The sequence below is a fragment of the Ruegeria sp. YTSA226 genome, from assembly GCF_059609905.1.
Window position 1 is genome coordinate 132,092 of sequence record NZ_JBXWMQ010000003.1, and the last position, 23,867, is coordinate 155,958.

18 protein-coding genes and 1 tRNA gene are annotated in these 23,867 nt (G+C 57.8%); 11 read left to right on the forward strand and 8 right to left on the reverse strand.

The window, feature by feature from the left end; all coding sequences use genetic code 11:
- Nucleotides 1-3: 3 nt before the first annotated feature.
- Genes AC2FFF_RS05620 through AC2FFF_RS05640 form a run of 5 tightly spaced genes read left to right on the forward strand, consistent with a single transcriptional unit; the run spans nt 4 to nt 9,268 of the window.
- Nucleotides 4-705: a copper chaperone gene (locus tag AC2FFF_RS05620; RefSeq protein WP_281972480.1), complete on the forward strand. Its 702-nt coding sequence runs from the start codon at nt 4-6 to the stop codon at nt 703-705.
- A complete protein-coding gene (locus AC2FFF_RS05625; RefSeq protein WP_281972481.1) occupies nt 692-2,299 on the forward strand; it encodes a S8 family peptidase in 1,608 nt (535 codons plus the stop codon). The genes AC2FFF_RS05620 and AC2FFF_RS05625 overlap by 14 nt, the downstream gene beginning before the upstream one ends.
- A gap of 7 nt (nt 2,300-2,306) precedes the next feature.
- Entirely contained in the window at nt 2,307-4,115 is a 1,809-nt protein-coding gene (locus AC2FFF_RS05630) for a S1 family peptidase (protein ID WP_281972482.1), read from the forward strand.
- A complete protein-coding gene (locus AC2FFF_RS05635) occupies nt 4,112-7,234 on the forward strand; it encodes an ATP-binding protein (protein ID WP_281972483.1) in 3,123 nt (1,040 codons plus the stop codon). The genes AC2FFF_RS05630 and AC2FFF_RS05635 overlap by 4 nt, the downstream gene beginning before the upstream one ends.
- 51 nt (nt 7,235-7,285) lie before the next feature.
- Nucleotides 7,286-9,268, forward strand: a complete 1,983-nt coding sequence (locus AC2FFF_RS05640; RefSeq protein ID WP_281995356.1) for a DNA/RNA non-specific endonuclease — start codon at nt 7,286-7,288, stop codon at nt 9,266-9,268.
- Between the two features lie 37 nt (nt 9,269-9,305).
- On the opposite strand, the gene AC2FFF_RS05645 is transcribed toward AC2FFF_RS05640, so the two are convergent.
- The 5 genes from AC2FFF_RS05645 to hutC all read right to left on the reverse strand — a co-directional run bounded on the left by AC2FFF_RS05645 (nt 9,306) and on the right by hutC (nt 13,033).
- Nucleotides 9,306-9,383: transfer RNA gene (locus AC2FFF_RS05645), tRNA-Arg, on the reverse strand.
- Nucleotides 9,384-9,571: 188 nt separating this feature from the next.
- Entirely contained in the window at nt 9,572-9,820 is a 249-nt protein-coding gene (locus AC2FFF_RS05650) for a hypothetical protein (protein ID WP_496750580.1), read from the reverse strand.
- A 187-nt stretch (nt 9,821-10,007) separates the two neighbouring features.
- Nucleotides 10,008-11,384 (reverse strand): formimidoylglutamate deiminase, encoded by a 1,377-nt coding sequence (locus AC2FFF_RS05655; RefSeq protein WP_281972486.1) that lies wholly within the window; start codon nt 11,382-11,384, stop codon nt 10,008-10,010.
- A 44-nt stretch (nt 11,385-11,428) separates the two neighbouring features.
- Nucleotides 11,429-12,232 (reverse strand): N-formylglutamate deformylase, encoded by an 804-nt coding sequence (gene hutG, locus AC2FFF_RS05660; RefSeq protein WP_142635683.1) that lies wholly within the window; start codon nt 12,230-12,232, stop codon nt 11,429-11,431.
- Nucleotides 12,233-12,328: 96 nt separating this feature from the next.
- Nucleotides 12,329-13,033 carry a histidine utilization transcriptional repressor HutC gene (gene hutC / locus AC2FFF_RS05665; RefSeq protein WP_281972487.1) on the reverse strand — a complete coding sequence of 235 codons (705 nt, stop codon included), beginning with the start codon at nt 13,031-13,033 and terminating at the stop codon, nt 12,329-12,331.
- Nucleotides 13,034-13,249: 216 nt separating this feature from the next.
- Here hutC and hutI point away from each other — a divergent pair, with 216 nt between their 5' ends.
- The 3 genes from hutI (at nt 13,250) to hutU (ending at nt 17,769) form a co-directional block, all read left to right on the forward strand.
- Nucleotides 13,250-14,458, forward strand: a complete 1,209-nt coding sequence (gene hutI, locus AC2FFF_RS05670; protein ID WP_281972488.1) for an imidazolonepropionase — start codon at nt 13,250-13,252, stop codon at nt 14,456-14,458.
- Nucleotides 14,455-15,990, forward strand: coding sequence for a histidine ammonia-lyase (hutH, locus tag AC2FFF_RS05675; protein ID WP_271948295.1), 1,536 nt, complete (start codon nt 14,455-14,457; stop codon nt 15,988-15,990). Before hutI ends, hutH begins: the two co-directional genes overlap by 4 nt.
- A 105-nt stretch (nt 15,991-16,095) precedes the next feature.
- Complete coding sequence (gene hutU / locus AC2FFF_RS05680) at nt 16,096-17,769, forward strand: urocanate hydratase (RefSeq protein ID WP_281972489.1); 1,674 nt, start codon at nt 16,096-16,098, stop codon at nt 17,767-17,769.
- 101 nt (nt 17,770-17,870) lie between these two features.
- Here the strand turns inward: hutU and glyA are convergent, their stop codons facing one another.
- Nucleotides 17,871-19,178, reverse strand: a complete 1,308-nt coding sequence (glyA, locus tag AC2FFF_RS05685; RefSeq protein ID WP_281972490.1) for a serine hydroxymethyltransferase — start codon at nt 19,176-19,178, stop codon at nt 17,871-17,873.
- A 103-nt stretch (nt 19,179-19,281) separates the two neighbouring features.
- On the opposite strand from glyA, the gene AC2FFF_RS05690 reads away from it, so the two are divergent.
- On the forward strand, nt 19,282-20,190 hold the full coding sequence (locus AC2FFF_RS05690) for a LysR family transcriptional regulator (RefSeq protein ID WP_281972491.1): 909 nt from the start codon (nt 19,282-19,284) through the stop codon (nt 20,188-20,190).
- Here AC2FFF_RS05690 and AC2FFF_RS05695 read toward each other — a convergent pair.
- Both AC2FFF_RS05695 and AC2FFF_RS05700 read right to left on the reverse strand, forming a co-directional pair.
- Nucleotides 20,159-20,635, reverse strand: a complete 477-nt coding sequence (locus AC2FFF_RS05695; RefSeq protein WP_142635670.1) for a GNAT family N-acetyltransferase — start codon at nt 20,633-20,635, stop codon at nt 20,159-20,161. The genes AC2FFF_RS05690 and AC2FFF_RS05695 overlap by 32 nt on opposite strands.
- The gene (locus tag AC2FFF_RS05700; protein WP_142635668.1) at nt 20,636-20,947 is read right to left on the reverse strand and encodes an ETC complex I subunit; all 312 of its coding nucleotides are present in this window, start codon (nt 20,945-20,947) and stop codon (nt 20,636-20,638) included.
- A gap of 158 nt (nt 20,948-21,105) precedes the next feature.
- Between AC2FFF_RS05700 and AC2FFF_RS05705 the strand changes: the two genes are divergently transcribed.
- Together AC2FFF_RS05705 and uvrB are read left to right on the forward strand one after the other, a co-directional pair.
- Nucleotides 21,106-21,585, forward strand: a complete 480-nt coding sequence (locus AC2FFF_RS05705) for an SRPBCC family protein (protein WP_281972492.1) — start codon at nt 21,106-21,108, stop codon at nt 21,583-21,585.
- A gap of 81 nt (nt 21,586-21,666) precedes the next feature.
- Complete coding sequence (gene uvrB, locus AC2FFF_RS05710) at nt 21,667-23,853, forward strand: excinuclease ABC subunit UvrB (protein WP_281972493.1); 2,187 nt, start codon at nt 21,667-21,669, stop codon at nt 23,851-23,853.
- The last annotated feature ends 14 nt before the right edge of the window (nt 23,854-23,867 follow it).

The following is a 23,867-nucleotide window of genomic DNA, read 5'->3' on the forward strand; positions in this document are numbered from 1 at the left end:
CCCATGGCGTCGGCTACCGGAATAGATCGCCCTCGCCTGTTTGGACGGGCCGATATCGAAATACGCACGACACTTGGCGTGGCCGCGCTTGCATGGCTTTGGCTTGCTTTGGTGCCCGCGCCCTCATTGCATTGGCCGGCGATGGTTCTGGCGATGATGCTTCCAACGCTTGTTCCGCAGATCGCACATGTCCGCGAGCGCAGCTTCGCAGATCGAAGATCACGCGCGGCACTTCTGTTTGTTCTGCCATATCTGTTGGCCTGGCTGGTCGCAGGCGCGCTTGCTGCGTTTCTTCTGGCGCCGGTTCTGCACCAAACCGTGTTTGCACCGTTGGCTTGCCTGTGCGCCGCAGCATGGCAGTTCAGCCCGCAAAAACGCAGCGCATTAAGGAAATGCCACAGCCGTCCGGTCCTGGCCGCCTTTGGTCCAAGTGCCGACCGCGATGTGCTGATCTTTGGGCTGACCTATGCGCGCGATTGCATCACCTCTTGCTTGCCGATGATGCTTGTCATGCTGGGGACCCACGACTTTGCCGTCATGATCTTTTTGACAGTGATCATCCTGTCGGAGCGCGCCGTTCTTCGCCCCGACCCCCGCGCCAGCGCATTCACCCTGTTGCTGACCGCGCTGGCGCTTACGGCGTTGGCCCATGCGCCCCACCATCTTTTGCTTTTGTATAAGGATATTTGCCATGCAGGAATATGACGCCCTAACAAGGTCCGATGTCTCGCTCGACGGCGATCCGCTAGTCATTGAAGTGGTCTCGGATACACCGCAATCGTTGTCGGCTATTCAAGAACGTGTGGGTAGTGCACTTCCTGATGTTGCCACCAGTACCCAAGCGGTCTTCGACGCAGATGCGGATCGATTTTTCTTTGTTGAATTCCCCGAGATCGATCCAAAAGGCCAAGAGCGTGAGGTTTTTGCATTTGGCCGTGCCCTCCGTATGGCGCTGGACGTAGCCGAGGCCAACCCGGTCTTGCCAGACAGCCTGTACGGGGCTGCACATGTGGGTACGGAAAGCTTTCTCAGTTTCTGCGAAACCAAGCGCGACAACTCTCGGCCCTATGGCTGGCACCACAAACGGATCAAGACACCGCTGGCCTGGCAGCACACCCGGGGTCAGGGCAGCAAGGTCGCGGTGATCGACACGGGCTATTCCGACCATAGCGAACTGGCGGGCGTGATTGAAACCAACGGCATGTGGAATTTTGTCGAAGGGAACGGGGATGCGCGTGACCGGTTTTCAGGCGGCGTCCTTAAACATCCTGGTCATGGCACGCTTGTCACCTCGGTCGTCGGATCGCGGGGCGGGGCCGATATGAATGGCGATACCACCTCGCCGGGGGCGATAACCGGTACGGCCCCTGCGGCCAAGGTTCTGCCAATCCGGGCGATCAAATCGGTGATCGACATGACACAGCTGCGTATTCCTGCGGCAATCTCTCATGCGGTCAACCAAAACGCCGATGTCATCGTGATGGCGCTTGGCGGGCCGGTGCGGGTCTCTTCAACCGAACAGGCGCTGCGCAATGCGGTACAGGCCGGACTGGTCATCGTCTGCGCCGCGGGCAACTGTTATCCGAACGTGGTCTTTCCCGCCGCCTATGCATCACTGGAAATCTGCACAGCGGTCGCTGCACTGCAGCCCGACAGACGCCCCTGGCGCAAAACTGGGCGTGGCCCCGAGGTCAGCTTTTCGGCCTATGGCGAAAACGTTTGGGGCGCGGCCAAGAACAAGGCGACCGACCCAAACTCGGGTATCCGCGCCAGCCAGGGCACCACGCTTGCCACCTCGATGACAGGCGGTGTCGCTGCACTTTGGGTCGCGCATCACGGCGGTCGGGCGGCGCTGTTGCAAAAGGCCCAGAATGCAGGAACAACCGTTCAGGCGATGTGGTTGCACTGTGCCAAACACGGGATGAACAAGCCAGCCGTCTGGAACGGGGCCACCGATCTTGGCGCGGGCATCATCAACGCTCAGGCGGTCCTGGACGCGCCGCTACCCACAGGCGCCGAAAGCCCGGCGGCACCCGATCCGAATGCGACCCCAACATTGAACATTCTGGTCTCGCATCTTGCGGGAACAGACAGCACCGCCGCCGGAGAGGTTACCCCTGACATGGCCGATTACGCCAATGAGATCATCTGGCTCAGCTATCGCCGTGGGGCCCGCAAACGCATCGCCGAAAGCGATGGTGGGGCCGAGGCCATGGTTGGCGAAGACGCCCCGACCTCGGGGCTGGACACCGCATTGTCGGACAAACCGGCCCTCAGCGCCTATTTGGGCATGGGATAAGCCACGGATGGTGAATGCAGCGCATATCCGGATTGCAATCCGAAAGCATGAACCGATTGTGCGTCATGCTTTGACTGCGCTGTTTCCCGACCCTGATGACCCGGTGAATTATGAAGCCGTCGAGGAAAGTGTAGACGAAGATATCGGCGAAACGCTTGCCGATGTCTTGCTGGAAATTCTGGTCGACGCTGCGAAGGTCAAACAGTTCCTCAATTTTCTGCGCGCGCGCGGCGCCGACCCTGTGCCGCGCGACCGTAACCTGATTTTTGCCGAAAACATCGCTCGGTTTGACGGCACCCTGATCGGCACACCGGCGAATAATTCGTTCGACTTTGCCGCATTGGGCGATTTTGCCCCGCGCGCGGAAAGCTTTCGCTGTCAGATCTGGATCAAAAACACATTCGAAGGATCCGGCGCGTTTGTGGCCCCAAACCTGGTGCTGACCGCAGCCCATGTTCTGGACCCGCTAAACGCCGTGCCCGCCGGGGTCGACCCTCGGCTTGAAATACTGGCCTCGGACGAAAAGCGGTACCGGGCAAAATGCGTAAAGCTCTGGCCCTATCACGACAGTGAAAAGGCCGGGAACCTGCCGCCGGGCGATGAGGTGGATATCGCGCTGCTGCGGATATTCCTGCCGCTGGGGCATACCTATGGCAGTGTCGATGTGACCGGCGATCCCCCCGATTTTGAGGGTGCAGACCTGTTCACATTGGTCCACTACCCCGAAGGTGTCACCAAGGGGTTCATGCCCGGCAAAGTGCACCGAGAACCTGGCGCCAAGCGGTTCCCTCATGACATCGACACATCCGGCGGGTCATCGGGTGGCCCAGGTTTTGACAGCCAGTTCAGGTTTCTGGGCATCCACCAGGGCAAATGGGAGACGACCAAACGGCTTGTCCCTTTCGAGCAGTTCCACGATGACCCCGACTTCCAAGATCTGATCAGCAAAAACTCGAACCAGCGGGACATGTGGTCGCTGAGCCGCGACATTGACGGAACCATCATCATCGGCCGCAACCAATTCGTAACCGGGCTTGCCCATATGCTGGATCATCCCAAATCCAAACTGCGTGGGATCTGGATCAGGCGCGAGGATACGACGTCTATTCGCGGTCTCGGTTTCAGCTATGACATGCTGGAATCCTATCTGCTGATGCAAGAAGCACCTAACGCCGCGCCGCAACATCGTTGCATCCGTTTGGGGCCGACCCTGAATACGGACGATTTACTTGCAGATCTGGCCGAGAAGGCCAACGGGACCGTCGCCTCGCCAGACGCTGCTGCTGGAACAACCGCCGCCCAGACCACCGATGTTGCATTCGAGGGCAGCCGCGCGGAGACCCTGATTGCGGACATGGACCTGGCCGCCCAAACCGCAGGGCAAACATGGTGGATCTATTTCGACAACCCGCCCGAAGGGCTCTCACCACGTGCCCAGGTACAGTTCGAGCACATCGCCAAATGCTTGCCCACATCCGAGAACCTGCGCCTGATCCTCGCAGGCTATGAGACCTATCGCCTGTCGCCCCTGCGTTTTGCCAATGTCGGCGCGGTCGACGGCGCGCAGCGCAGCGGCCTATTGGTGGAAGAGCTGGGACCATTCACACGTAGCGATGTTGAGGCTACAATTAACAGCATGATCACTTCGCTTGACCCGGCAAAAGAGCTGACACCGGCTGCTCGACGGGCAATGGTGGACTCTGCTCTGGCCGGGTTGAGCCCTGACAACACAGGTGAATTCGATGGTGAACATCTGGAAACCGTTGTCACCCGTGTTCGCCAAGAGGCCAAACGCTTTCTGGAGATAGAAGAATGAACCAGGCGCAGGAAGAACTTCGTTCGCGCCTGCTGCGCGCCGCCGCCCTTCGAGGGGCATTTGAACCACGGCAGCTTATGCGCGAGGTGCTGAGCGAAGATGAGTACCGCAACCGGGTGCTACGGGCCCGGCTGATGTCATCCCTGCGCGAGTTGAGCCATGTTGATAAGTCGGGCAGCTCTACGAAATGGATACTGCGCCTGACTGCACGACATCGCGAATTATCCGGGATCGAAGAGTTCGACTCGGCGGCAACGCAGACCGAGATCGTGCAGGCTCTGTCGGGACGAGAAGGTTTCGCACCGAGCGCTCTGGATCACCTTATCGAGGCGGAAACAGATGAACAAAACCTGTCGCAGCACCTTGTCACGTTAGAGCGTGCAGGCCAAAAAGCGCCGGGATATGACCGCCTGTTCAGGCTGCGCAGCCGATTGAACCTGCTCAGACGCGAGCGCCGATCAAAAGAGCGCCTGGGTGAGAAATTCGTGGGGCGAGTCAGCGAAATCGACATGATTCAACGCTGGATCGACCATCCGTTGCGCCATGCCCCTTTGAAAACCCTGCATATCGAAGGTCAGTACGGAATCGGAAAATCCTACCTTCTGGAACGCATCATCCAGATTACAAGCGAACGCGAAGACGTCATCCTGATCCGGCTGGATTTCGATCAGCCCTCATTGCAGACCGGTCCAATCTTTGAAGAGATCTCGCGTCAGATCGGTACCGCAATACCCCAAGCGGCCCCCGAACTCCGCAATTTGCGGCTGCGATATTCCGAACAGGTCACCCGAGAGATCTACGAAAGCTCGGACCTTACACCGCGTCAGTTGATCCGGGCGATGATCAATGCGGTGGCTGATGCCGGTCTGCGCCTGGTTATCCTGCTGGATACGCTTGAAGTTCTGGATGGTCAGGGCGCTACTTTCGTGAACAACCTGATGAGCGATCTGGACCGTTTTGTGGAAAAGGAACAGATCGAAGTATCGATCATCTCTGCCGGTCGCGGGCCGATTTTCGGCGATGATCACCCAAGACGGGGCGAATACATCAAGCTCGACCAGATCGAGGACGAGTTGGTCAATCAAACGCTGGATGAGGCCGGAATCCCCGAGGAATTCCGCGATCAGATCATTTTGCGCTGTCAGGGCAACCCGTTGAAATTGCGGCTGTTGATTGACGAGGTGCAGACCGAGGGCCGATTGGCCGAAGTCTCCGAAGACGAGAATGACCCGATTGCTGCAGGCATCGTAAACCGGGCCGTCACATCGCGCCTGCCCGTGCATCTGCGCGGCATTGCCAATTACGGCATGGTTCTTAGCGAGATAAACGCCGACAATCTGAACGGCATCGTCGCACCGGCGCTTGGGCTGGGCGACCTCAGCGACGAAGCAGGCACAATCGTCGCGGATCTTGGTCTGCAATCCTGGCTGATGGACGCCGCCACCGAAGGTCAACTGACCCATAAGGCCGATATGCGGCGGGACCTGTTGGAACCGACCTACAGCCAAAGCCCCATCGAAACCGCGCAGGTCAACCGCGCGGCCTGTGCGTATTACGCCGACCGCGATCCGCTGCTGTTCCTGTACCATTCGCTTCAGCTTATGCGCGTCGGAGAAGCCGCGCCAAGCATCGACCCCTCATTGGCCGAACGCTTCCCCGAACATCTTCTGACCGAGCTGCCAATCGACGCGCAGGACCTGATCCGTCAGGCACGCGGCCAGCGTTCGGCCCCGGTGCAAAAGACCGAGCAGCGGGAATACAGCGCAGCCGGGCTGGACAGCGGTTCCGATCTGCCCCCATCGAAACTGGTACAAATTTCCCCAAAAGCGGCCACTGCACGGGCGCAGATTATCAAAAGCCGCGGATATGTCGCCTCACCGGATGAGCGCGCTGTCAATGACCTGCGCGCGATGTTGGAACAGGGCCAGCGTCGCGAAGCGACCCATATCATCCGCGAGGGGCTGCGGGGCGCCTATGATCCGGCAAGCGAGGTTGGTATCCTGATCCTGTGCCACAACTGGCAAAGCGGTCATTGGTCCATGGCACGTGATCTGTTCAACCTTCTGCCCGAAGACACAGTGCTAAGGCAAATGCACGAGCGGCCCGAGCTGGAAGGCCGCATCCTGCTGGAGGTATTGGGGGAGTTCCGGTTCAGACAGTTGATCGAGAACCTGCACGACAAGGAATTCCACGAAGTCGCGTTACGCGTTGTGAACCGATCATCCCGGATTGGAATGCAGTCCGCAGCGCTGGAATTCGCGCTTATCGCAATGGGCATGAGCTTTGAGGGGGATCATGAGGTTCTGGGCCTGATCGCCCCCTATCTGGATCACGGCCCGCGTGAACTAACCTATGAAAGACTGCGCTTCGCGGGGGGTATCCGTCAGGAATTCGGGTTGGAGTATTTGGAACCAGACATGCCCAACCCAGACTTACCGACGGATGATTACGGGCTCGCCCTGGCCCCGTTGAACCCCTATTTCGACCGGATGCTGGCACTTGTCGACGAGTTTCAGGTGAGCGGCCGGGGTCGTGTTCTGAGCGATTTGTCCAACCTTGCCACCGGCCTGTATGAGGCGGCTGACATCTTTGCCCCAGGCCTGCAGGGGATCGATGACGCAATGGCCCAGATGTCCGACCGGCCCACCGACGTGCTGTCATTGCTGCGCGCCATGGGCCTTACCGCTGATTGGGCCGAGGGGTACAGTTTTTACCACCCGATCCCTGACTTGCCAACGCTCGCACGCGCGGCAAGACGTTGGCAACAAGTCATCGGCGGCTATTGGGCCTTCCCCTCACCACCGCCACCAGAATGGAATTCCACACGGAAATGGAGCGACCTGACGTCAAGTCGAACCGTCGACCTTTTGGAACGCGGCAGTCATGGTCTGGCAGACCGAGTTCTAAACTTCTGGGCGGATCCTTTGAACGAAGGGCGCGGTAAGTCCACTCAAACCCTGCAACGCCGCCTTGCACCAGTTGCTCGGGGGCTCACCCATGGTTCAGGAACAGAGGAAATCCTTGGTTGGCTTACCAAAAGCCGGGCGCCCGTGGTGTTTCATCCGGCACTGACCATGTTTGCCGAAACAGGGCGGGGGCCAAAATACCTCGATCTCTAGAGGCATATCGACTGAGTTTGAAAACTTCATATTAGCTGAGGAACTAATGCCATGAGCGATTTCGAAAAGGAAACATTCAGCCGGCTAGAAGGCCTTGGAAATGCCGGAACAATCGACAAGGCGCGTGAGGCTCTGGATACCAGTCCGGGCATTCTTGGTGAAATGGGCCTGACACCGGATCGTGCCCGTGAATTGATGGGCGCGCAGATGAATAAGCTGGAAAGCTTTGGCTCTACGCCCTCGCAACTTGAAGCCATCGTGCGCGCGGTCGGACGCCCGCCCCTGATCGTGCGCGGCGGTAAGGTTGAAGGCAAACAAACACTTTCGTCCGACTTTCCGCCAGATATCGATATTCGTATCGGCAAGGCCGAAGACAATATCGCCTCGGTCGGGCGGATCGAGTTTATCAATCATGACTTTAGCTGGGGTGGCACTGGCTGGGTGATCGAAAAGAAGGACGACCATCTGCTGATCATCACCAATCGCCATGTTGCCAAGCTGGTCGCGCGGCGCAGTTTCCTGGGCGATGGTGTCTTCATGTTTGCCCCCGGCAATGCCCGCTATGGCGCCCGGATAGATTTCCTGGAAGAGGTCGGCTCGACACCCGACCCCGACCGGCTTTTCGACATTCGCAAGTTCACCTATATCGCCGAAGATGCGGCCGCAGATATCGCGCTTGGAAAGATCGACCTGCCCGCAGATACGGCCAATTTCACGCCTACGCCGATCCCGCGCGCCGATACGGATGCCCAGCACGGCGAATGCGTCGCGGTGATCGGGTATCCCGCCAAGGATTCCCTGCGCAATGACCCCACGCAGATGTCCAACTATTTCAACGACCTGTATGACGTGAAACGCTTTTCGCCCGGATTTCTCATCGAAGATGGCGGCGTGACGATCCTGCGCCATGACTGCACGACTTTGGGCGGCAACTCGGGCTCGCCTGTGATCTCGTTGGACAGCGGCAAAGCGGTTGGTCTGCATTATGCAGGTACCTTCGGCGTCGGAAACTCGGCGGTCAGGATCAGCACGGTCAACGCATTGTTGGACGGGGCGGTGCCGACCTCGATCCCCGGAACTGAAATCGTCCGGCCAGAACGACCTGACGGAAACCATGACGCAGACCATTTTGAACCGCGCGACGGGTACAACCCGGACTTCCTTCAAGTGGCAGAGGTCCCTCTGCCGATGGTACCGAATGCGTTTGGACTTGCCACTCCGTCGGATGCGACCCCGGAACGCCCCAACGAATTGCGCTATCAGAATTTCGGCATTCTCTATTCTGCGACTTTCAAAACACCGATCATTGCCGCGCTGAATATCGATGGTGCCAAAACCCGACCGCAAAAACGAGGTAGCGACAAGTGGTTCGCTGACCTGCGCATCCCGGCAAATGTCCAACTCGGCAAAGAGGATTATGATCACGCGGATATTGACCGGGGCCACCTGGTTCGCCGTGCGGCGACAAATTGGGGTGTCGATGATGCACAGGCCAAACAGGCCAATGATGACAGCTTTCACTATACCGCTGCTGCCCCACAGCACCGGGCCTTTAACCGGAGCCACGCGCAATGGTTGGGTCTTGAGAACTTTATCATGACAAATGTGCGCACACATGGATTCAAGGCCTGTGTGTTCACCGGACCAATCCTGACCGGTGACGAGCCGATGTTGAAAGATACCGGATCGCCGGTACCCCTGAAGTTCTTCAAGCTCGTGACCATGCTGGCCGAAGAGGATGGCAGCGAAGGCATTCTTCGCCTTCATTCCACCGCCTATGTGCTCAGCCAGGTTGAGGTCATCCAACAGATGCTCTCGAACCAGGGGAGCGTGGAATCTGTCGGTGGATTTGAGTTTGGTGCCTATAAGACATTCCAGATCCGCGTCCGGGATTTGGAAAAATTAACCGGGCTGAACTTTGGCCCCCTTAGCGATGCCGACCCATTGGCGCAGCGTCTGACCGATGCAGAAAGCCTGGCGGGACAACCACGTCCGATCGTCACAGTCGAGAGCTTTGCCAACGTCGTAATCTGAGGGTGGCGGATGTATACTCAATTAGGAATTGTGCATTTGGCGAGCCGTGGAGGACTCGAACCCCCGACCTGAGAATTAGAAGTTCCCTGCTCTAATCCAGCTGAGCTAACGGCCCGCTCATATTCTGGCTGTATCAGCCAAATCCCTCGCCTTGTCAACTTGATGGAGAGATGAGGTTTTGGGGCAAAAAACCTCTCTGATTTCAGCATTATCTCTGACCGGAGCAAGCTTATACAGGTACCTTGATTGCTGGGTGGACTGCACCTCGAAGCCATGCCTCAAAAGGCCCTAACCGAGTCGAACTTACCAGACTAATTCAAGCCGCATATGCAGCCTGTCACGATGACGGAATACATCGGCAAACTGGGATGCCGCCACCTGCATCACTGCAATTTGATATTGTGCCGCGCAGTGGCAAACCTGTTTGATCAGATCTTCTGCAGATCCCAGCTGATTGCGGTGGCCGGAATTGTTAATAGCACCGCACACATGCCCAGACCCGTCATGGGGGGTACGGTGATCCAGTTCCGTTTCGCTCAGATCCGCCAGCATCACGCGCGCCATTGATGTGACAAGGTACGGAAGGCGCGAACCAACTGGAATGTTCGAAACCAATGGGCTGGGTGACAGAAAATTCCTCGGCGATCTCGGACAATGTATTCAGCCTGACCAGCACCAAGTGCCCCAAGGTTCTTAAGCTCGCGCAGTAATGAGTTCCGTTGGTTCTATTCACCCTTCATCATAGTTTTTGCGCCAACCGACGTATGGTGGAAATATATCCGGCGTCGATGGACTCGTGATCGGGGTGCTGACCATCTTCAATGACCTTTTGACCAGCAACATAGACGGCAATGATTTCTGCCTGCTGACCCGAGAACATGTGGAAATCCAGCAAGGCTCCGGGCGACACCGCCGCCATCAGACCATTCCTATCGTAAGACAGTTCTACAAAATCGGCACGGCACCCTTCTGCGATACGGCCGATATTGCGCCCGGCTGCACGCGCTCCTCCCTGGGCGGCGGTCTGCCAGAGATAACCGCCAACATTGGGCATGTCCTTGGAGCACATAACATTGCGCTGCCGGTGCAGCAGGCGCTGACTATATTCCAGTGTGCGCAGTTCCTGAACTGCCTGGGTACAGATGTTGCTGTCCGAGCCGATACCAAAATGGCCATTTGCTGCCACGAAATCGACCGCCCGGAAAATCCCGTCTCCAAGATTTGATTCCGTCAGCGGGCACAGACCTACGGTCGCGCCCGAAGCGGCAATGGCCGCAACCTCGGCGTCATCCAGATGGGTGGCATGGATCAGGCACCACGCGGCGTCAATCTGGACCTGGTCCATCAGCGCCGAAACAGAGCGTTTGCCACTATGGGCGATACTGTCTTCCACCTCTTTAGTCTGTTCGGCCACATGGATATGAACTGGACACCCCGGCAACTGGTCTTGCCGAAGCTCCATAAGCCATGACATTTCATCCTCGGTTACGGCGCGCAGGGAATGCGGCGCGATTCCGAGGTTAAGCTTTTCATGCTGCTGCTTCAGGGTTTCGATCAGCAAAGCGTATTGATCACGTGCATTGGTGAAACGCCTCTGAGCATCTTGCGGAGACACGCCACCGAAATTTGCGTGTGCATAAAACACCGGAAGATGCGTCAGGCTGAGGCTCGTTCGATCTGCAGCAGAGACAATAGCAGAAGACAGCTCCTCAGGTCGGGCGTAGTACGCTCCATCCTCTTCGTTGTGCAGATAATGAAACTCGACAATCTCGGTATAGCCGCCTTTGAGCAATTCCATATACAGCTTGGCAGTGATTGCCTGCAGGTCCTCGGGCGATACGTTATGAGCGAAATAATACATCATTTCGCGCCAGGACCAGAAGCTGTCGACCGGATTCCGGCGCACTTCTGATAACCCCGCCATCGCGTATTGAAAGGAATGACTGTGCAGGTTGGGCATGCCTGGCACAACCGGGCTTTCAATCACCGGATAGGCGTTGGGATTGTCGTCCGCGACCAGTGCTCCGAACTCACCAGATTCCGTAACGGTTACGGAGATATTGCTAAGCCAGCCCTGGTCCGTCAGTGCCTGTTTGAAATGAAATCCAGTTGTCATCCACTTTCCTTTACTTGGATGCCGTATCGGCGAGTCTGTTTGGGTCATCCACGGGTGGTGTTAACCTCATCCAGCAACGCGGTAACAAGGTTCTTGATCGCGGCGCCAAGCATCTCTGCCTTAGGGGGCACAAGGTCCCAAGGGGCGTGCTCGATCATATAGGTGGACTGTGCAATTTCGAGTTGCAGCGCATGAATGTTCTGGTCGGGTTGGCCATAGTGCCGGGTAATATAGCCTCCCTTAAAGCGGCCGTTTTTGACAAAGCTGTATTGGCCGGACCCCAGCGATCTTTCGGCGCAGGCCTCAAAGCGCGCGGCTGTGCTGGCCCCGCTATTTGTGCCCAGATTCAAATCCGGCAGCACCCCATCAAACAGCCTTGGCACCTCGGAACGGATGGAATGCAGATCCAACAGTATGCAGGTGCCAAACTGCGCCCTGATCCGCAGAATCTCAGCCTTGAGCGCCTGATGATACGGTGCCCAATAGGATTGGATGCGCGCCTTTGTCTCTTGCCCATCTGGCTCTTGCCCTTCCAGATAAAGCGGCTGACCGTCAAAATCGATTTGCGATATCAGGCCGGTTGTCGGACCGGAATAAAGCGGCGCGTCATCAGCTGAACGGTTCAGGTCCACCACATAGCGCGAATACTGCGCCGCCATGACACCCACACCCAATTCGGCACAAGGCAGCGCCAGCTTGTCCATGTGCCAATCCGTATCCTTCAGCTCCAGCGCGGCGGGTCGCAAACGGCGTTCTACCTCCGGATGCAGCAAGGTTCCGGCATGTGGGACATTCAGCAAAATCGGCGTTGAACCCGCCTTAAACGTCATCAGATTCTGAACAGCCATCGCGTTCCCTTTGTTTGATGTTCTGTCAGCCCATAATTCGGCGGACCGACGAAAACCGACATTTTTTACCGCCCCAAAAGCTGGACTCCGGTCAGATCAGAGATGCGTCGTCATCCGGTATCCCGGCGCAAAGTAAAGCTTGGCATATGTCACCGGCGCGCGACGCAGCCAGGTAATGCGTTCGGCAGTAAAGATCGGGTCGCCAGGTGGCGTGTCCAGGAACTTGGAGATTTCACCATCAGCCTTGGTCGCCATGAAACTAAGCTCCAGATTGCTGAATGGCACCCTGTTAACCAACCAGTCATTCGGCCCCGATTGTTCGAAACTTTCCTCCAACACTTCAGGTACAACGTCGGCAACAATCCATCGCACCTCAAGCTGAAACGCTACGTTGTCGGCATAATGCATACATCGCAGGTGCAAGACGTCCTGCTCTTTTTTCAGGTCGAGGCGTGATACCAGCCAGGACGGTGCGGGTTGCACCTCTCGGTCCACCAAAGAGTACCGATAGGCCGCACCGGTGGCCGTTATCTCGTCACGCACCAAAGGGATCGCAAATTGCGCCTTTCTGATGGGAGAATTCAGAACCCGCGTGCCGGCCTTGCGTTTTCTTTCCAGGTATCCTTCTTCGGCAAGCTCTCTCAACGCCCGGTTGACCGTTGTTCGTGTACTTGAGAATTCAGCGGCCAAATCCACCTCGTTTGGCAAAATGGAATCCGGGCTCCAGATACCGGTTTGGATTCGATCCAAAACCACCTGCTTGATGTCCCGAAAGCTCATGTTCCCCTGAGGCCTTGCCATAAAATTCCCCAACTCAAAAACCGGCCTTAATTGGCTTATACATACACATAAGACATCTGCAATGAAGCATGTAACGCTGCCCCGCACCTATGACCTCTACCTAATTTGACTCCAAGAAGGCGGCTTCGGCGCGATGCCTTTCATTATTTTGTGTACACATTATTCAGTAATCAGTATACCTATTTCAGAAGCATTGCAACTTGGGATCAGATTCTCATGACTGGTAAAACAACCCTTCGTGGAGCGAAAATTGCAACACAAGCCAGCCAGCAGGGCCCTTATGGGCTAATCGAGGATGGCATCATCGTAATATCAGGTGAGTTTATCGAATGGGTCGGACCCAGACGCGATCTGCCCGATGAATATACCGAGCTTGAGGCCGAGGATCTGAACGGACGCCTTGTGACGCCCGGTTTGATCGACTGCCACACCCATGTTGTATTTGGCGGCGACCGCGCCCAAGAGTTTGAAATGCGCCTGAATGGTGCAAGCTATGAACAGGTTGCGCGCGCCGGAGGCGGTATTAACGCAACCGTTCAAGCGACACGGGCCGCCAGCCTGGAAGAGCTGATAGAAAGTGCATTGCCCCGCGTCGACGCGATGATCCAAGAGGGCATGACCACTATCGAAATCAAGTCCGGCTATGGGCTAGAACAACAGACAGAGCTGAACATGCTGCGCGCCGCGCGCGAAATTGGAAAACGTCGCCCGGTTTCTGTTCAAACCACATATCTGGGCGCCCACGCGACTCCGCCAGAGTACAAGGGGCGCGATGACGCCTATATCGACGAGGTCGTCATTCCGACCTTGCGGGCCGCCCATGTAGAAGGGCTGGTCGATGCGGTTGACGGATTCTGCGAAGGGATCGCCTTTCAGCCCAAACAGATCGCCCGTGTCTTTGACGCCGCCGCAGCGCTTGGCCTTCCGGTTAAACTGCATGCCGAGCAGCTTTCTAATCTGGGCGGGGCGCAGCTTGCCGCCTCCTATGGCGCATTGTCTGCGGATCATATCGAGTATCTTGACGAAGACGGCGTGATCACCATGGCCCAGGCGGGAACAGCGGGCGTAATCCTGCCCGGTGCGTTCTATACTCTGCGTGAAACGCGTCAGCCTCCGATTGAGCTGCTGCGCAAACACGATGTCCCAATGGCACTGGCAACCGATTGCAATCCGGGATCATCCCCCCTGACATCTCTTCTTCTGACCATGAATATGGGCTGCACCCTGTTCCGCATGACGCCAGAGGAAACACTTGCGGGCGTAACCTGTAACGCAGCGCGTGCCCTTGGTTTGAGTGATCGCGGTATGATCGCCGCGGGTCAGCGGGCCGATCTGGCGGTCTGGAATGTGGGCCGTCCGGCCGAGCTTTCTTATCGTATCGGGTTCAACCCGCTTCACAAACGCATCTTTGGAGGTCAAGCGTGACAACTCTCACTCTGGCGCCCGGGCAGGCTACTCTGCCTCAGCTTGAAACCATCTATTGGGATGAAGCCTCGGTCATACTTGATCCGACGTGTCGTCCTGCGGTCGAGGCGGCCGCGAAACGGATCGCTATCGCCGCTGCGGGTGATGTACCGGTTTATGGCGTCAACACGGGTTTTGGCAAATTGGCCAGCCTCAAGATCAAATCTGAAGACACCGCCACTTTGCAGCGAAACCTGATCCTCAGCCATTGCTGCGGCGTAGGAAACGCGATGCCCCGCCGGATGGTTCGGCTTATGATGTCTCTTAAGCTATTGAGTTTTGGCCGTGGCGCATCTGGCGTCCGCTGGCAACTGGTCGAACTTATGCAAGGCATGCTGGAAAAAGGCGTCACCCCTGTTGTTCCGAATCAGGGATCGGTTGGCGCGTCAGGCGACCTGGCACCTCTTTCACATATGACCGCAGTAGTGATCGGTGAGGGAGAGGCGGAATATAAAGGCGAAATTCTTCCGGGTGCCGAGGCGCTTGCAAAGGCTGGCCTGTCCCCGATCGAGCTTGGCCCCAAGGAAGGTTTGGCCTTTATCAATGGCACTCAGTTTTCAACGGCCTATGCGCTTGCCGGTCTGTTCGAAGTCTGGCGTGCTGTGCGCAATGCGCTGGTCATCTCGGCCATGTCCACCGATGCCATCATGGGATCAACCGCTCCGCTGCAGCCCGAAATCCATGCGCTACGAGGACATCGTGGCCAGATCGAAGCGGCAGGTTCGATGCGTGAGATACTGGCGCAATCCGAAATTCGAGAAAGCCACCGGGATGATGATACACGTGTTCAGGATCCCTATTGCATCCGCTGTCAGCCGCAGGTGACTGGTGCGGCGATGGATGTCCTGCGACAGGCCGCACAGACCCTTTTGATCGAAGCGAATGCTGCAACAGACAACCCACTTGTGCTGACCGAGGCGGATATGATCGTGTCCGGTGGTAATTTTCACGCGGAACCCGTAGGGTTCGCTGCTGACATGATTGCGCTGGCATTGTCCGAGATTGGCGCGATCAGTCAACGGCGTATTGCTCTGATGGTCGATCCAACGCTCAGCTTCGATCTTCCGCCCTTCCTGACACCTGAACCCGGATTGAATTCCGGCCTGATGATTGCAGAGGTGACGACAGCCGCTTTGATGAGCGAGAACAAGCATCTGGCCAACCCTTGTGTCACCGATTCAACACCCACCTCCGCCAATCAGGAAGATCACGTCTCGATGGCAGCACATGGTGCGCGGCGGCTGGCCCGCATGGTCGAAAATCTCAACCACATCCTTGGGGTCGAGCTGCTCTGCGCCGCGCGTGGCATCGAATTCCGTGCGCCCCTCCAGACGAGCCCGTTGCTGCAACAGGCCATCGCACGGCTGCGCGAGGATGTTTCGAGCCTGCAAGAGGATCGCTATATGGCGCCCGACCTGAAAGCGGCAAAGGAATTAGTCGCGTCGGGCGCGTTGCTGAATGCGCTGAACGCCTCTTTGCCGGGCCTTAACTGATGGCGGTCTTTGCCATGATGGCGCGCGACCGCAGCCGAAACACATGATTGAAAACTTCAATGCCCTTGCCCTGTCGGGCTCTATCCAATCTGAAGGGAATGATCGATGAGCGATCCTCGTAAGAATAGCCGGGACATCTATCCGCCAACCGGGACCGAACTGAATGCCAAAAGCTGGTTGACCGAAGCACCACTGCGGATGCTGATGAACAACCTGCATCCTGACGTGGCAGAAAACCCGCACGAGCTGGTAGTATATGGCGGCATTGGCCGGGCCGCGCGAACCTGGAAGGATTTCGACCTGATCGTCGACAGCCTGAAAGACCTGGAAGCGGACGAAACCCTGGTCGTGCAGTCGGGAAAGCCCGTCGCCATCGTCAAAACCCACAAGGACGCACCGCGCGTGCTGATTGCCAACTCGAACCTGGTGCCGCATTGGGCGAATTGGGATCACTTCAACGAGTTGGATAAGAAAGGTCTGGCGATGTATGGCCAGATGACTGCGGGTTCCTGGATTTACATCGGGTCGCAGGGCATCGTCCAAGGCACCTATGAGACCTTCATGGAAGCAGGACGCCAGCACTATGGTGGCAGTCTGAAAGGCCGTTGGATCCTGACCGGGGGTCTGGGTGGTATGGGCGGTGCTCAGCCACTGGCTGCTGTGATGGCGGGTGCCTGCTGTCTGGCCGTGGAGTGCGACGAGAAATCCGCCGATTTCCGACTGCGCACGCGCTATGTCGACGAGAAAACCCACAGCCTGGACGAGGCGCTGGATATGATCGAGCGTTGGACCAAAGCGGGCGAAGCCAAATCCGTGGCGCTGATCGGCAATGCCGCCGATATCTTCCCCGAGATCCACAAGCGCGGCGTCAAGCCCGACATCGTCACCGATCAGACTAGCGCGCATGACCCGATCAACGGATACCTGCCGCAGGGCTGGACCGTGGCCGAGTGGCGCGCCAAGGCTGAAACCGCCCCGAAAGAGGTCGAAAAGGCAGCCCGCACCTCGATGAAAGTACAGGTCGCGGCGATGGTCGCCTTTCACAATGACGGTGTTCCAACCATCGACTATGGCAACAACATCCGGCAAATGGCGCTTGAGGAAGGTCTGGAAGACGCCTTCGCCTTCCCGGGCTTTGTGCCTGCCTATATCCGTCCGCTATTCTGCCGTGGCATTGGCCCGTTCCGCTGGGCGGCCTTGTCGGGGGACCCCGAGGACATCTACAAGACCGATCAAAAGGTCAAAGAACTGCTGCCCGATAACACGCATCTGCACAACTGGCTGGATATGGCGCGCGAACGGATCGCATTCCAAGGCCTTCCTGCGCGTATCTGCTGGGTTGGTCTGGGTGACCGACATCGCCTGGGTCTGGCGTTTAACGAGATGGTTAGAACGGGCGAGCTAAGCGCGCCGGTGGTCATTGGTCGTGACCATCTGGATTCCGGTTCAGTCGCCTCGCCCAACCGCGAGACCGAAGCGATGAAGGACGGGTCTGACGCGGTCTCGGACTGGCCTCTGCTAAATGCACTGGTCAACACCGCCTCGGGCGCGACTTGGGTATCTCTGCACCATGGCGGCGGCGTTGGCATGGGCTTTTCCCAGCATGCGGGTGTGGTGATCTGCGCCGACGGCACCGATGATGCTGCCAAACGCCTGGAGCGCGTTTTGTGGAACGACCCTGCCTCGGGCGTGTGGCGTCACGCCGATGCTGGTTATGACCTGGCCAAGGATTGCGCTCGTGAACACGGGCTGCGCCTGCCTGGAATTCTGGGAAACTAAGCCTGGATCAACCGGAACAGATCCCGGCCATTCATTTGTGAAGGCCGGGATTGAACGATCACAAAACATCGTGCGCGCCGGTTGCTTTCGGAAACGGTGATCTAATGGACAAAGCAGAGCGTGTTGAACGCGCGTCTCCAGGCTGAAACCTCGGAGGCAATCGGCGCGCCTTGCAGACCTTGTTTGATCAACCCCGCCAGACGATCCGCATCGCCTGCGGTCATCCCCCAGCGGACAAGCTCGGGCGTGCCAATCCGCAGACCGTTCATATCACCTTCAACCACCGCCACAGGCAGACCGATGCCACAGGCAAGGAACCCACTTTGGCGCAAGGTTTTTGAGGCCGCTTGCCCGCCCCCAAAGGGCTCGGCCAGAACGGCAAACTGGTGAGAGTTGGTAAAGCCCTCGGCCCCAGCGAACACAGGCACATTTTGTGCATCCATAGCCGCAGCCAATGCCTGCGCCATAGCGATCATCTCTTTCGCATAGGCCGCGCCAAAGTCTTTCCAGTCCAGCATCGTGACCGCAAGCGCGGCAGTTTTCGCCGCATCAAAATTGGCCGTCATGCCGGGAAAGGCGATAGCGTCCAGCGTTTTGGCGATTTCTGCATCATTCGAAACGATCAGCCCACCTGCAGGGCCACCAAGGCTTTTATAGGTGCTCATCGTCATGAAATGCGCGCCCTCGGCCAGCGGGTTGGACCAGGCGCGCCCGGCAATAATGCCGCATTGATGGGCCGCATCGAACATGACCTTGGCCCCGACCTCATCGGCGATGGACCGCACTTCGGACACGGGATGCTCGAACAGGTTCAGGCTGCCACCAATCGTAATCAACTTGGGCCGCTCGGCCCGTGCCAGCGCCCGCAGTTGGTCCAGATCAACGGTATAGCCATCGGCATTCACCGGGGCCTCTATCGTGCGCAAGCCGTATAAGCCGGCGCAGCCATCGACATGATGCGTCACATGCCCGCCTAGAGATGCGGGCGGCGCAATGATTGTGTCGCCCGGTTTGCAGGTGGCCATAAAGCCATAGAGGTTGGCAATCGCACCAGAAGGCACACGAACCTCGGCGAATTTGGCATCGAACACATCCGCGCAAAGCTGGGCCGCGATCACTTCGATTTCCTCGATCGCTTCCAGTCCCATTTCGTATTTGTCACCGGGATACCCCAAAGAGGGGCGCGACCCGATGCCAGAGGATAATAGCGCTTCGGCTTTCGGGTTCATCACATTGGTCGCAGGGTTGAGGTTAAAGCACTCTTCCTCATGGATCACTCGGTTCTGCTCGGCCAGCTGTTCGATTCGGGCCAGCAGATCGGCAGACGTTGCGGACGCCGTCGTCGCCGCTATGTCCTGAATCAGGGTTTCGCTGGTGCTCGGCACCCAATCTCGTTGTGCAAGCGTCATTGGACGTCCTCCGTTTTGCAGCATGGTGGCAGCCATTCCGTGACAGCGCAAAGCAGATTTGCTATTTCTTGGCGTAGAAAAACTAAGGCTTGAAATGAGTGTCATGCCCAAACGCCCGAAAGGGCCCCCGCTGAATGCAATGCGCGCCTTTGAAGCTGCCGCACGTCATGTCAGCTTTGTCGCCGCCGCTGAGGAATTGAGCGTCACGCCCGGAGCGATTTCGCAGCACATCAAGACATTGGAGGGCTGGGCAGGTACCGCGTTGTTTCGGCGCAACGCGCAGGGGGTGGAACTGACCAAGGCCGGGGCTTCGCTGGTGGCTGAATTCTCTGCGGCGTTCGACGGGTTGGCCGAGGCGGCGCGTGCCCTCCGCAACCTCAAACCCAACGCCGATTTTCATATCGCCGCCTTGCCATCTGTTGCGCAGCTTTGGCTACCAAAACGGCTAAGCCGGGTCAGGGCGCAGTTTCCGCATATCAATTTTTCGGTGACCGCGATGGAAAACCCACCCAGTCTTGATCGGGAATTGTTCGATCTGGCCATATTCATTGGCGAACCCGATGCTGAGCCCGAGCAGATTTGCATCTGCCCCGATCTCATCTCTCCGGTCGGCGCGCCTAGCCAGATTGAACGTATGAACCACTTTGGCGACACCGTCCTTCTGCATGACCAGACCTGGAACGACGATTGGACAATCTGGTCACAGAACACGGGAATTGAACTGCAGGATGCGCAGACCGGGCCGCAGTTCTCTCTGTACAGCCTGGCCGTGGAAGAAGCGAAGGCAGGTGCGGGTATCCTGATGGGGCATCTATGTTTGCTTGAGGATGCCCTGGCAAGCGGCGCTCTTAAGTCTGCAAGCGAATACACCTGCCCAACGGGCCGCTTTCTGTTCGTCCAGATACCTGGCGCAACGCGGCAACGGCTCGAAACGCAACAGGTCGTGGCATTGCTGAACGAAGATAGTGCCAACAACCGGCCTATTCTGCGGGCTTTAGATCCAATCGCATGAAGGCGCTGTTGGGGTCGGCCTCATAGCCGTAGATCGGGCCGCAATAGGAATAGCCCAGCGCTTCATACAGCCTGCGCGCGGCGTCGTAGTAGGACAGATGATCGGCGCCCGTCTCAAGAACCAGCGCCGAGGTCCCTTCGACCCGTGCGTGATCAGCAAGATGGGTCATCATCACTCGCGCCAGACCGCGGCCACGTGCGGTGGCAAGGATATGCACGGATTTGACTTCGGCGGTCCCATCCGGCAGCGCCTTGAGCGCGCCGCAGCCCAGCACCTTGTTACCCTCATACAAAGCCCAGAACCGCATTCCGGGCCCGGCCAAGGCACTGGCATCCATCGTGTGATTGCTCTCGGCTGGCCCGGCGGTTTCGCTATGGGCAAAATGCGCCTCGACCACCGGGCGCAATGCGTCGGAGGTTGGGTCAGCCTCGCGAATGTCGATCATTTAATGCGTCCAGGGTGCGCGCCGATCGGTGGCAAAATTCTCGCCATAACCGCGCGCGCGCAGGTTCGGCTTGCGTTTATGCGGTTCACTGACCTGTGCGTCGATACCGTTGTCCTTGGCGTAATCCAGCGCCTCTTCCTTGGTGTCGAAATTCAGACGCACCTGGGTCTGGGTGTCACTGGAAGACGTCCAGCCCATCAACGGATCAACCTCGCGCGTGGATGCTGGGGCATATTCCAACACCCAATGCCGGGTCTTGGCCGTACCCGATGTCATCGCATTCCGCGAAGGCTGGTAGATCCGTGCGCGCATGTCGCCTCTCCGTACTCACTTGGCTGAAGTTGTTTATGCGTCAGAGCGAGGCCTGGGACAAGGTGGCAAATGTCGCGGAGGACAAGGATGTTCTGATGACGAAAACTGTCATTAGGGGAATGGTATAATCATTCAAACGCCACAACAAGGACAGCAAGATGATCCACCACGAACGCAGCCTCGACATTGATACCCGACCCGAAGATATCTGGGCCATTTTGAGCCGGTTCATGCATATCGACGATTTCGCCCCGCAGGTGACATCAGTAGATGCGCTAACACAAGGTGCGGATGGGGTGGGATCGAAACGACGATGCCATTTTGAAAATGGGACGTCTCTGGTCGAAGAAGTCACGGATTGGCAAATCAACCGGGGCTACCGTGTCCGCTTGTCTGAGATGTCTGCAATGCCTCTGACCCAAGCACATGCAGCAATCGCCGTTGAACCCCTTGCCAACAACCAATCCAGAGTAGTCTGGAGCATAGATTATCAAATGAAGTTTGGCCCATTGGGATGGCTGATAGGGCAGACTGTGCTGAAAGCGATGATGGGGCGTGTCCTGGGTGACAACCTGAAAGCGCTTGAAGAAAAGGTGCGTTCGGATCAAATTCCGGATCATCGGTTTGCGTATTACTGAAACTGCCGTTTCTAGATCGGATCAGGTCTTGCAGTTGGACAAAATAAGAACAAATGTAGGGGCCTGACCCGGAGCCTGCCCATGCCTTACGCCCATTCCGACAAGACTCAGCTGACTGCTGATGACGTCCGCGCCCGCCTGAAACTGGAAGGCGGTAAAGAATTCGTCATGCATACCGAGTTCTCACCGGCAGGCGACCAGCCCACCGCGATCAAAGAGCTGACCAACGGTATCTTCGACGGCGAAAGAGAACAGGTCCTGCTGGGCGCGACCGGGACGGGCAAGACCTTCACAATGGCCAAAGTGATCGAGGAAACCCAGCGACCCGCCATCATCCTTGCGCCCAACAAGACACTGGCGGCGCAGCTCTATGGTGAGTTCAAAGGTTTCTTCCCGGAAAACTCGGTCGAGTATTTCGTGTCTTACTACGACTACTACCAACCCGAGGCCTATGTCGCGCGCAGCGACACCTATATCGAGAAAGAATCCCAGATCAACGAACAGATCGACCGGATGCGCCACTCGGCCACGCGCGCGCTGTTGGAACGCGATGACGTAATCATCGTCGCCTCAGTGTCGTGCATCTACGGTATCGGCTCGGTCGAAACCTATGGGGCGATGACGCAGGACCTGAAGGTCGGCGGTGAATACAACCAGCGCCAGATCATGGCCGATCTGGTCGCCCAGCAATACCGCCGAAATGATCAGGCCTTCCAGCGGGGCTCGTTCCGGGTGCGGGGTGACAGCCTGGAAATCTGGCCCGCCCACCTTGAAGATCGCGCTTGGAAATTCTCGTTCTTCGGTGAGGAATTGGAAACCATCACCGAGTTCGACCCGCTGACCGGTGAACGCGCCGCGAATATGGAACAGGTGCGGGTTTACGCCAACTCGCACTACGTGACGCCGAAGCCAACAATGAACCAAGCGATCATCGGCATTAAAAAGGAACTACGTATCCGGCTGGACCAGCTGGTCGGCGAGGGCAAGCTGCTGGAAGCCCAACGGCTGGAACAGCGCACCAACTTCGATCTGGAAATGCTTGAGGCCACTGGCGTCTGCAACGGGATCGAAAACTACTCACGCTATTTGACCGGCCGCGCACCGGGTGAGCCGCCGCCAACCCTATTCGAGTTCATCCCCGACAATGCCATCGTGTTTGCTGACGAATCCCATGTCAGCGTGCCGCAGATCGGCGGCATGTACCGGGGCGACTATCGACGCAAATTCACGCTGGCCGAACACGGGTTCCGCCTGCCCTCCTGCATGGACAACCGCCCCCTCAAGTTTGAGGAATGGGACGCCATGCGCCCGCAATCCGTCTTTGTCTCGGCAACCCCGGCCAAGTGGGAGATTGAACAGACCGGCGGTGTCTTCACCGAACAGGTGATCCGCCCCACCGGGCTCTTGGACCCCGAGGTCGAAATCCGCCCTGTCGGCATGCAGGTCGACGATCTGCTGGACGAGGTGCGCAAGGTCGCCGCCGACGGTTATCGCACGCTGGTCACAACGTTGACCAAACGCATGGCCGAGGATTTGACCGAATACATGCACGAACAGGGCATCAGGGTCCGTTACATGCACTCGGATATCGACACACTGGAACGCATCGAGATTCTGCGCGACCTGCGTCTGGGCGCGTTCGACGTGCTGATCGGTATCAACCTGCTGCGCGAGGGGCTCGACATCCCTGAATGTGGGCTGGTCGCCATTCTGGACGCCGACAAAGAAGGCTTCCTGCGATCCGAAACCTCACTGGTCCAGACCATTGGCCGCGCCGCGCGCAACGCCGACGGGCGGGTGATCATGTATGCCGACAAGATCACCGGTTCCATGGAGCGCGCCCTGAACGAGACCAACCGCCGCCGCGCCAAGCAGATGGCCTATAACGAGGAACACGGCATCACACCCGCAACGGTGAAGAAAAATGTCGAGGACGTTCTGGCCGGTCTCTACAAAGGCGACGTCGACATGAACCGCGTCACCGCCACCATCGACAAACCGATGCACGGCGCGAATCTTGAGGCGCATCTGGACGGGCTGCGCGACAAGATGCGCAAAGCTGCCGAGAATCTGGAATTCGAAGAGGCCGCCAATATTAGGGACGAGATCAAACGCCTGGAAGCAGTCGATCTGGCCATCGCCGACGACCCCATGGCGCGCCAATGGGCGGTCGAGAAAGCCTCGGAAGACGCGGTGAAATCGCGTGGACGGTCAACGGCTGGCAAGCCGGGGCAAAGGGGTGGGAATGTGAAGCGGAGGAAGCGGTAGGCATGCCCGCAACT

Coding starts and splice junctions, on each gene's coding strand:
- hutC (WP_281972487.1), bottom strand. CDS start 13,033: ATGGCAAGGCCTCAGGGGAACATGAGCTTTCGGGACATCAAGCAGGTG.
- AC2FFF_RS05690 (WP_281972491.1), top strand. CDS start 19,282: ATGCCCAAACGCCCGAAAGGGCCCCCGCTGAATGCAATGCGCGCCTTT.
- AC2FFF_RS05620 (WP_281972480.1), top strand. CDS start 4: ATGGCGTCGGCTACCGGAATAGATCGCCCTCGCCTGTTTGGACGGGCC.
- uvrB (WP_281972493.1), top strand. CDS start 21,667: ATGCCTTACGCCCATTCCGACAAGACTCAGCTGACTGCTGATGACGTC.
- AC2FFF_RS05700 (WP_142635668.1), bottom strand. CDS start 20,947: ATGCGCGCACGGATCTACCAGCCTTCGCGGAATGCGATGACATCGGGT.
- AC2FFF_RS05630 (WP_281972482.1), top strand. CDS start 2,307: ATGGTGAATGCAGCGCATATCCGGATTGCAATCCGAAAGCATGAACCG.
- AC2FFF_RS05635 (WP_281972483.1), top strand. CDS start 4,112: ATGAACCAGGCGCAGGAAGAACTTCGTTCGCGCCTGCTGCGCGCCGCC.
- AC2FFF_RS05625 (WP_281972481.1), top strand. CDS start 692: ATGCAGGAATATGACGCCCTAACAAGGTCCGATGTCTCGCTCGACGGC.
- AC2FFF_RS05640 (WP_281995356.1), top strand. CDS start 7,286: ATGAGCGATTTCGAAAAGGAAACATTCAGCCGGCTAGAAGGCCTTGGA.
- AC2FFF_RS05705 (WP_281972492.1), top strand. CDS start 21,106: ATGATCCACCACGAACGCAGCCTCGACATTGATACCCGACCCGAAGAT.
- hutI (WP_281972488.1), top strand. CDS start 13,250: ATGACTGGTAAAACAACCCTTCGTGGAGCGAAAATTGCAACACAAGCC.
- hutU (WP_281972489.1), top strand. CDS start 16,096: ATGAGCGATCCTCGTAAGAATAGCCGGGACATCTATCCGCCAACCGGG.
- hutG (WP_142635683.1), bottom strand. CDS start 12,232: ATGGCTGTTCAGAATCTGATGACGTTTAAGGCGGGTTCAACGCCGATT.
- AC2FFF_RS05695 (WP_142635670.1), bottom strand. CDS start 20,635: ATGATCGACATTCGCGAGGCTGACCCAACCTCCGACGCATTGCGCCCG.
- glyA (WP_281972490.1), bottom strand. CDS start 19,178: ATGACGCTTGCACAACGAGATTGGGTGCCGAGCACCAGCGAAACCCTG.
- AC2FFF_RS05650 (WP_496750580.1), bottom strand. CDS start 9,820: ATGCTGGCGGATCTGAGCGAAACGGAACTGGATCACCGTACCCCCCAT.
- AC2FFF_RS05655 (WP_281972486.1), bottom strand. CDS start 11,384: ATGACAACTGGATTTCATTTCAAACAGGCACTGACGGACCAGGGCTGG.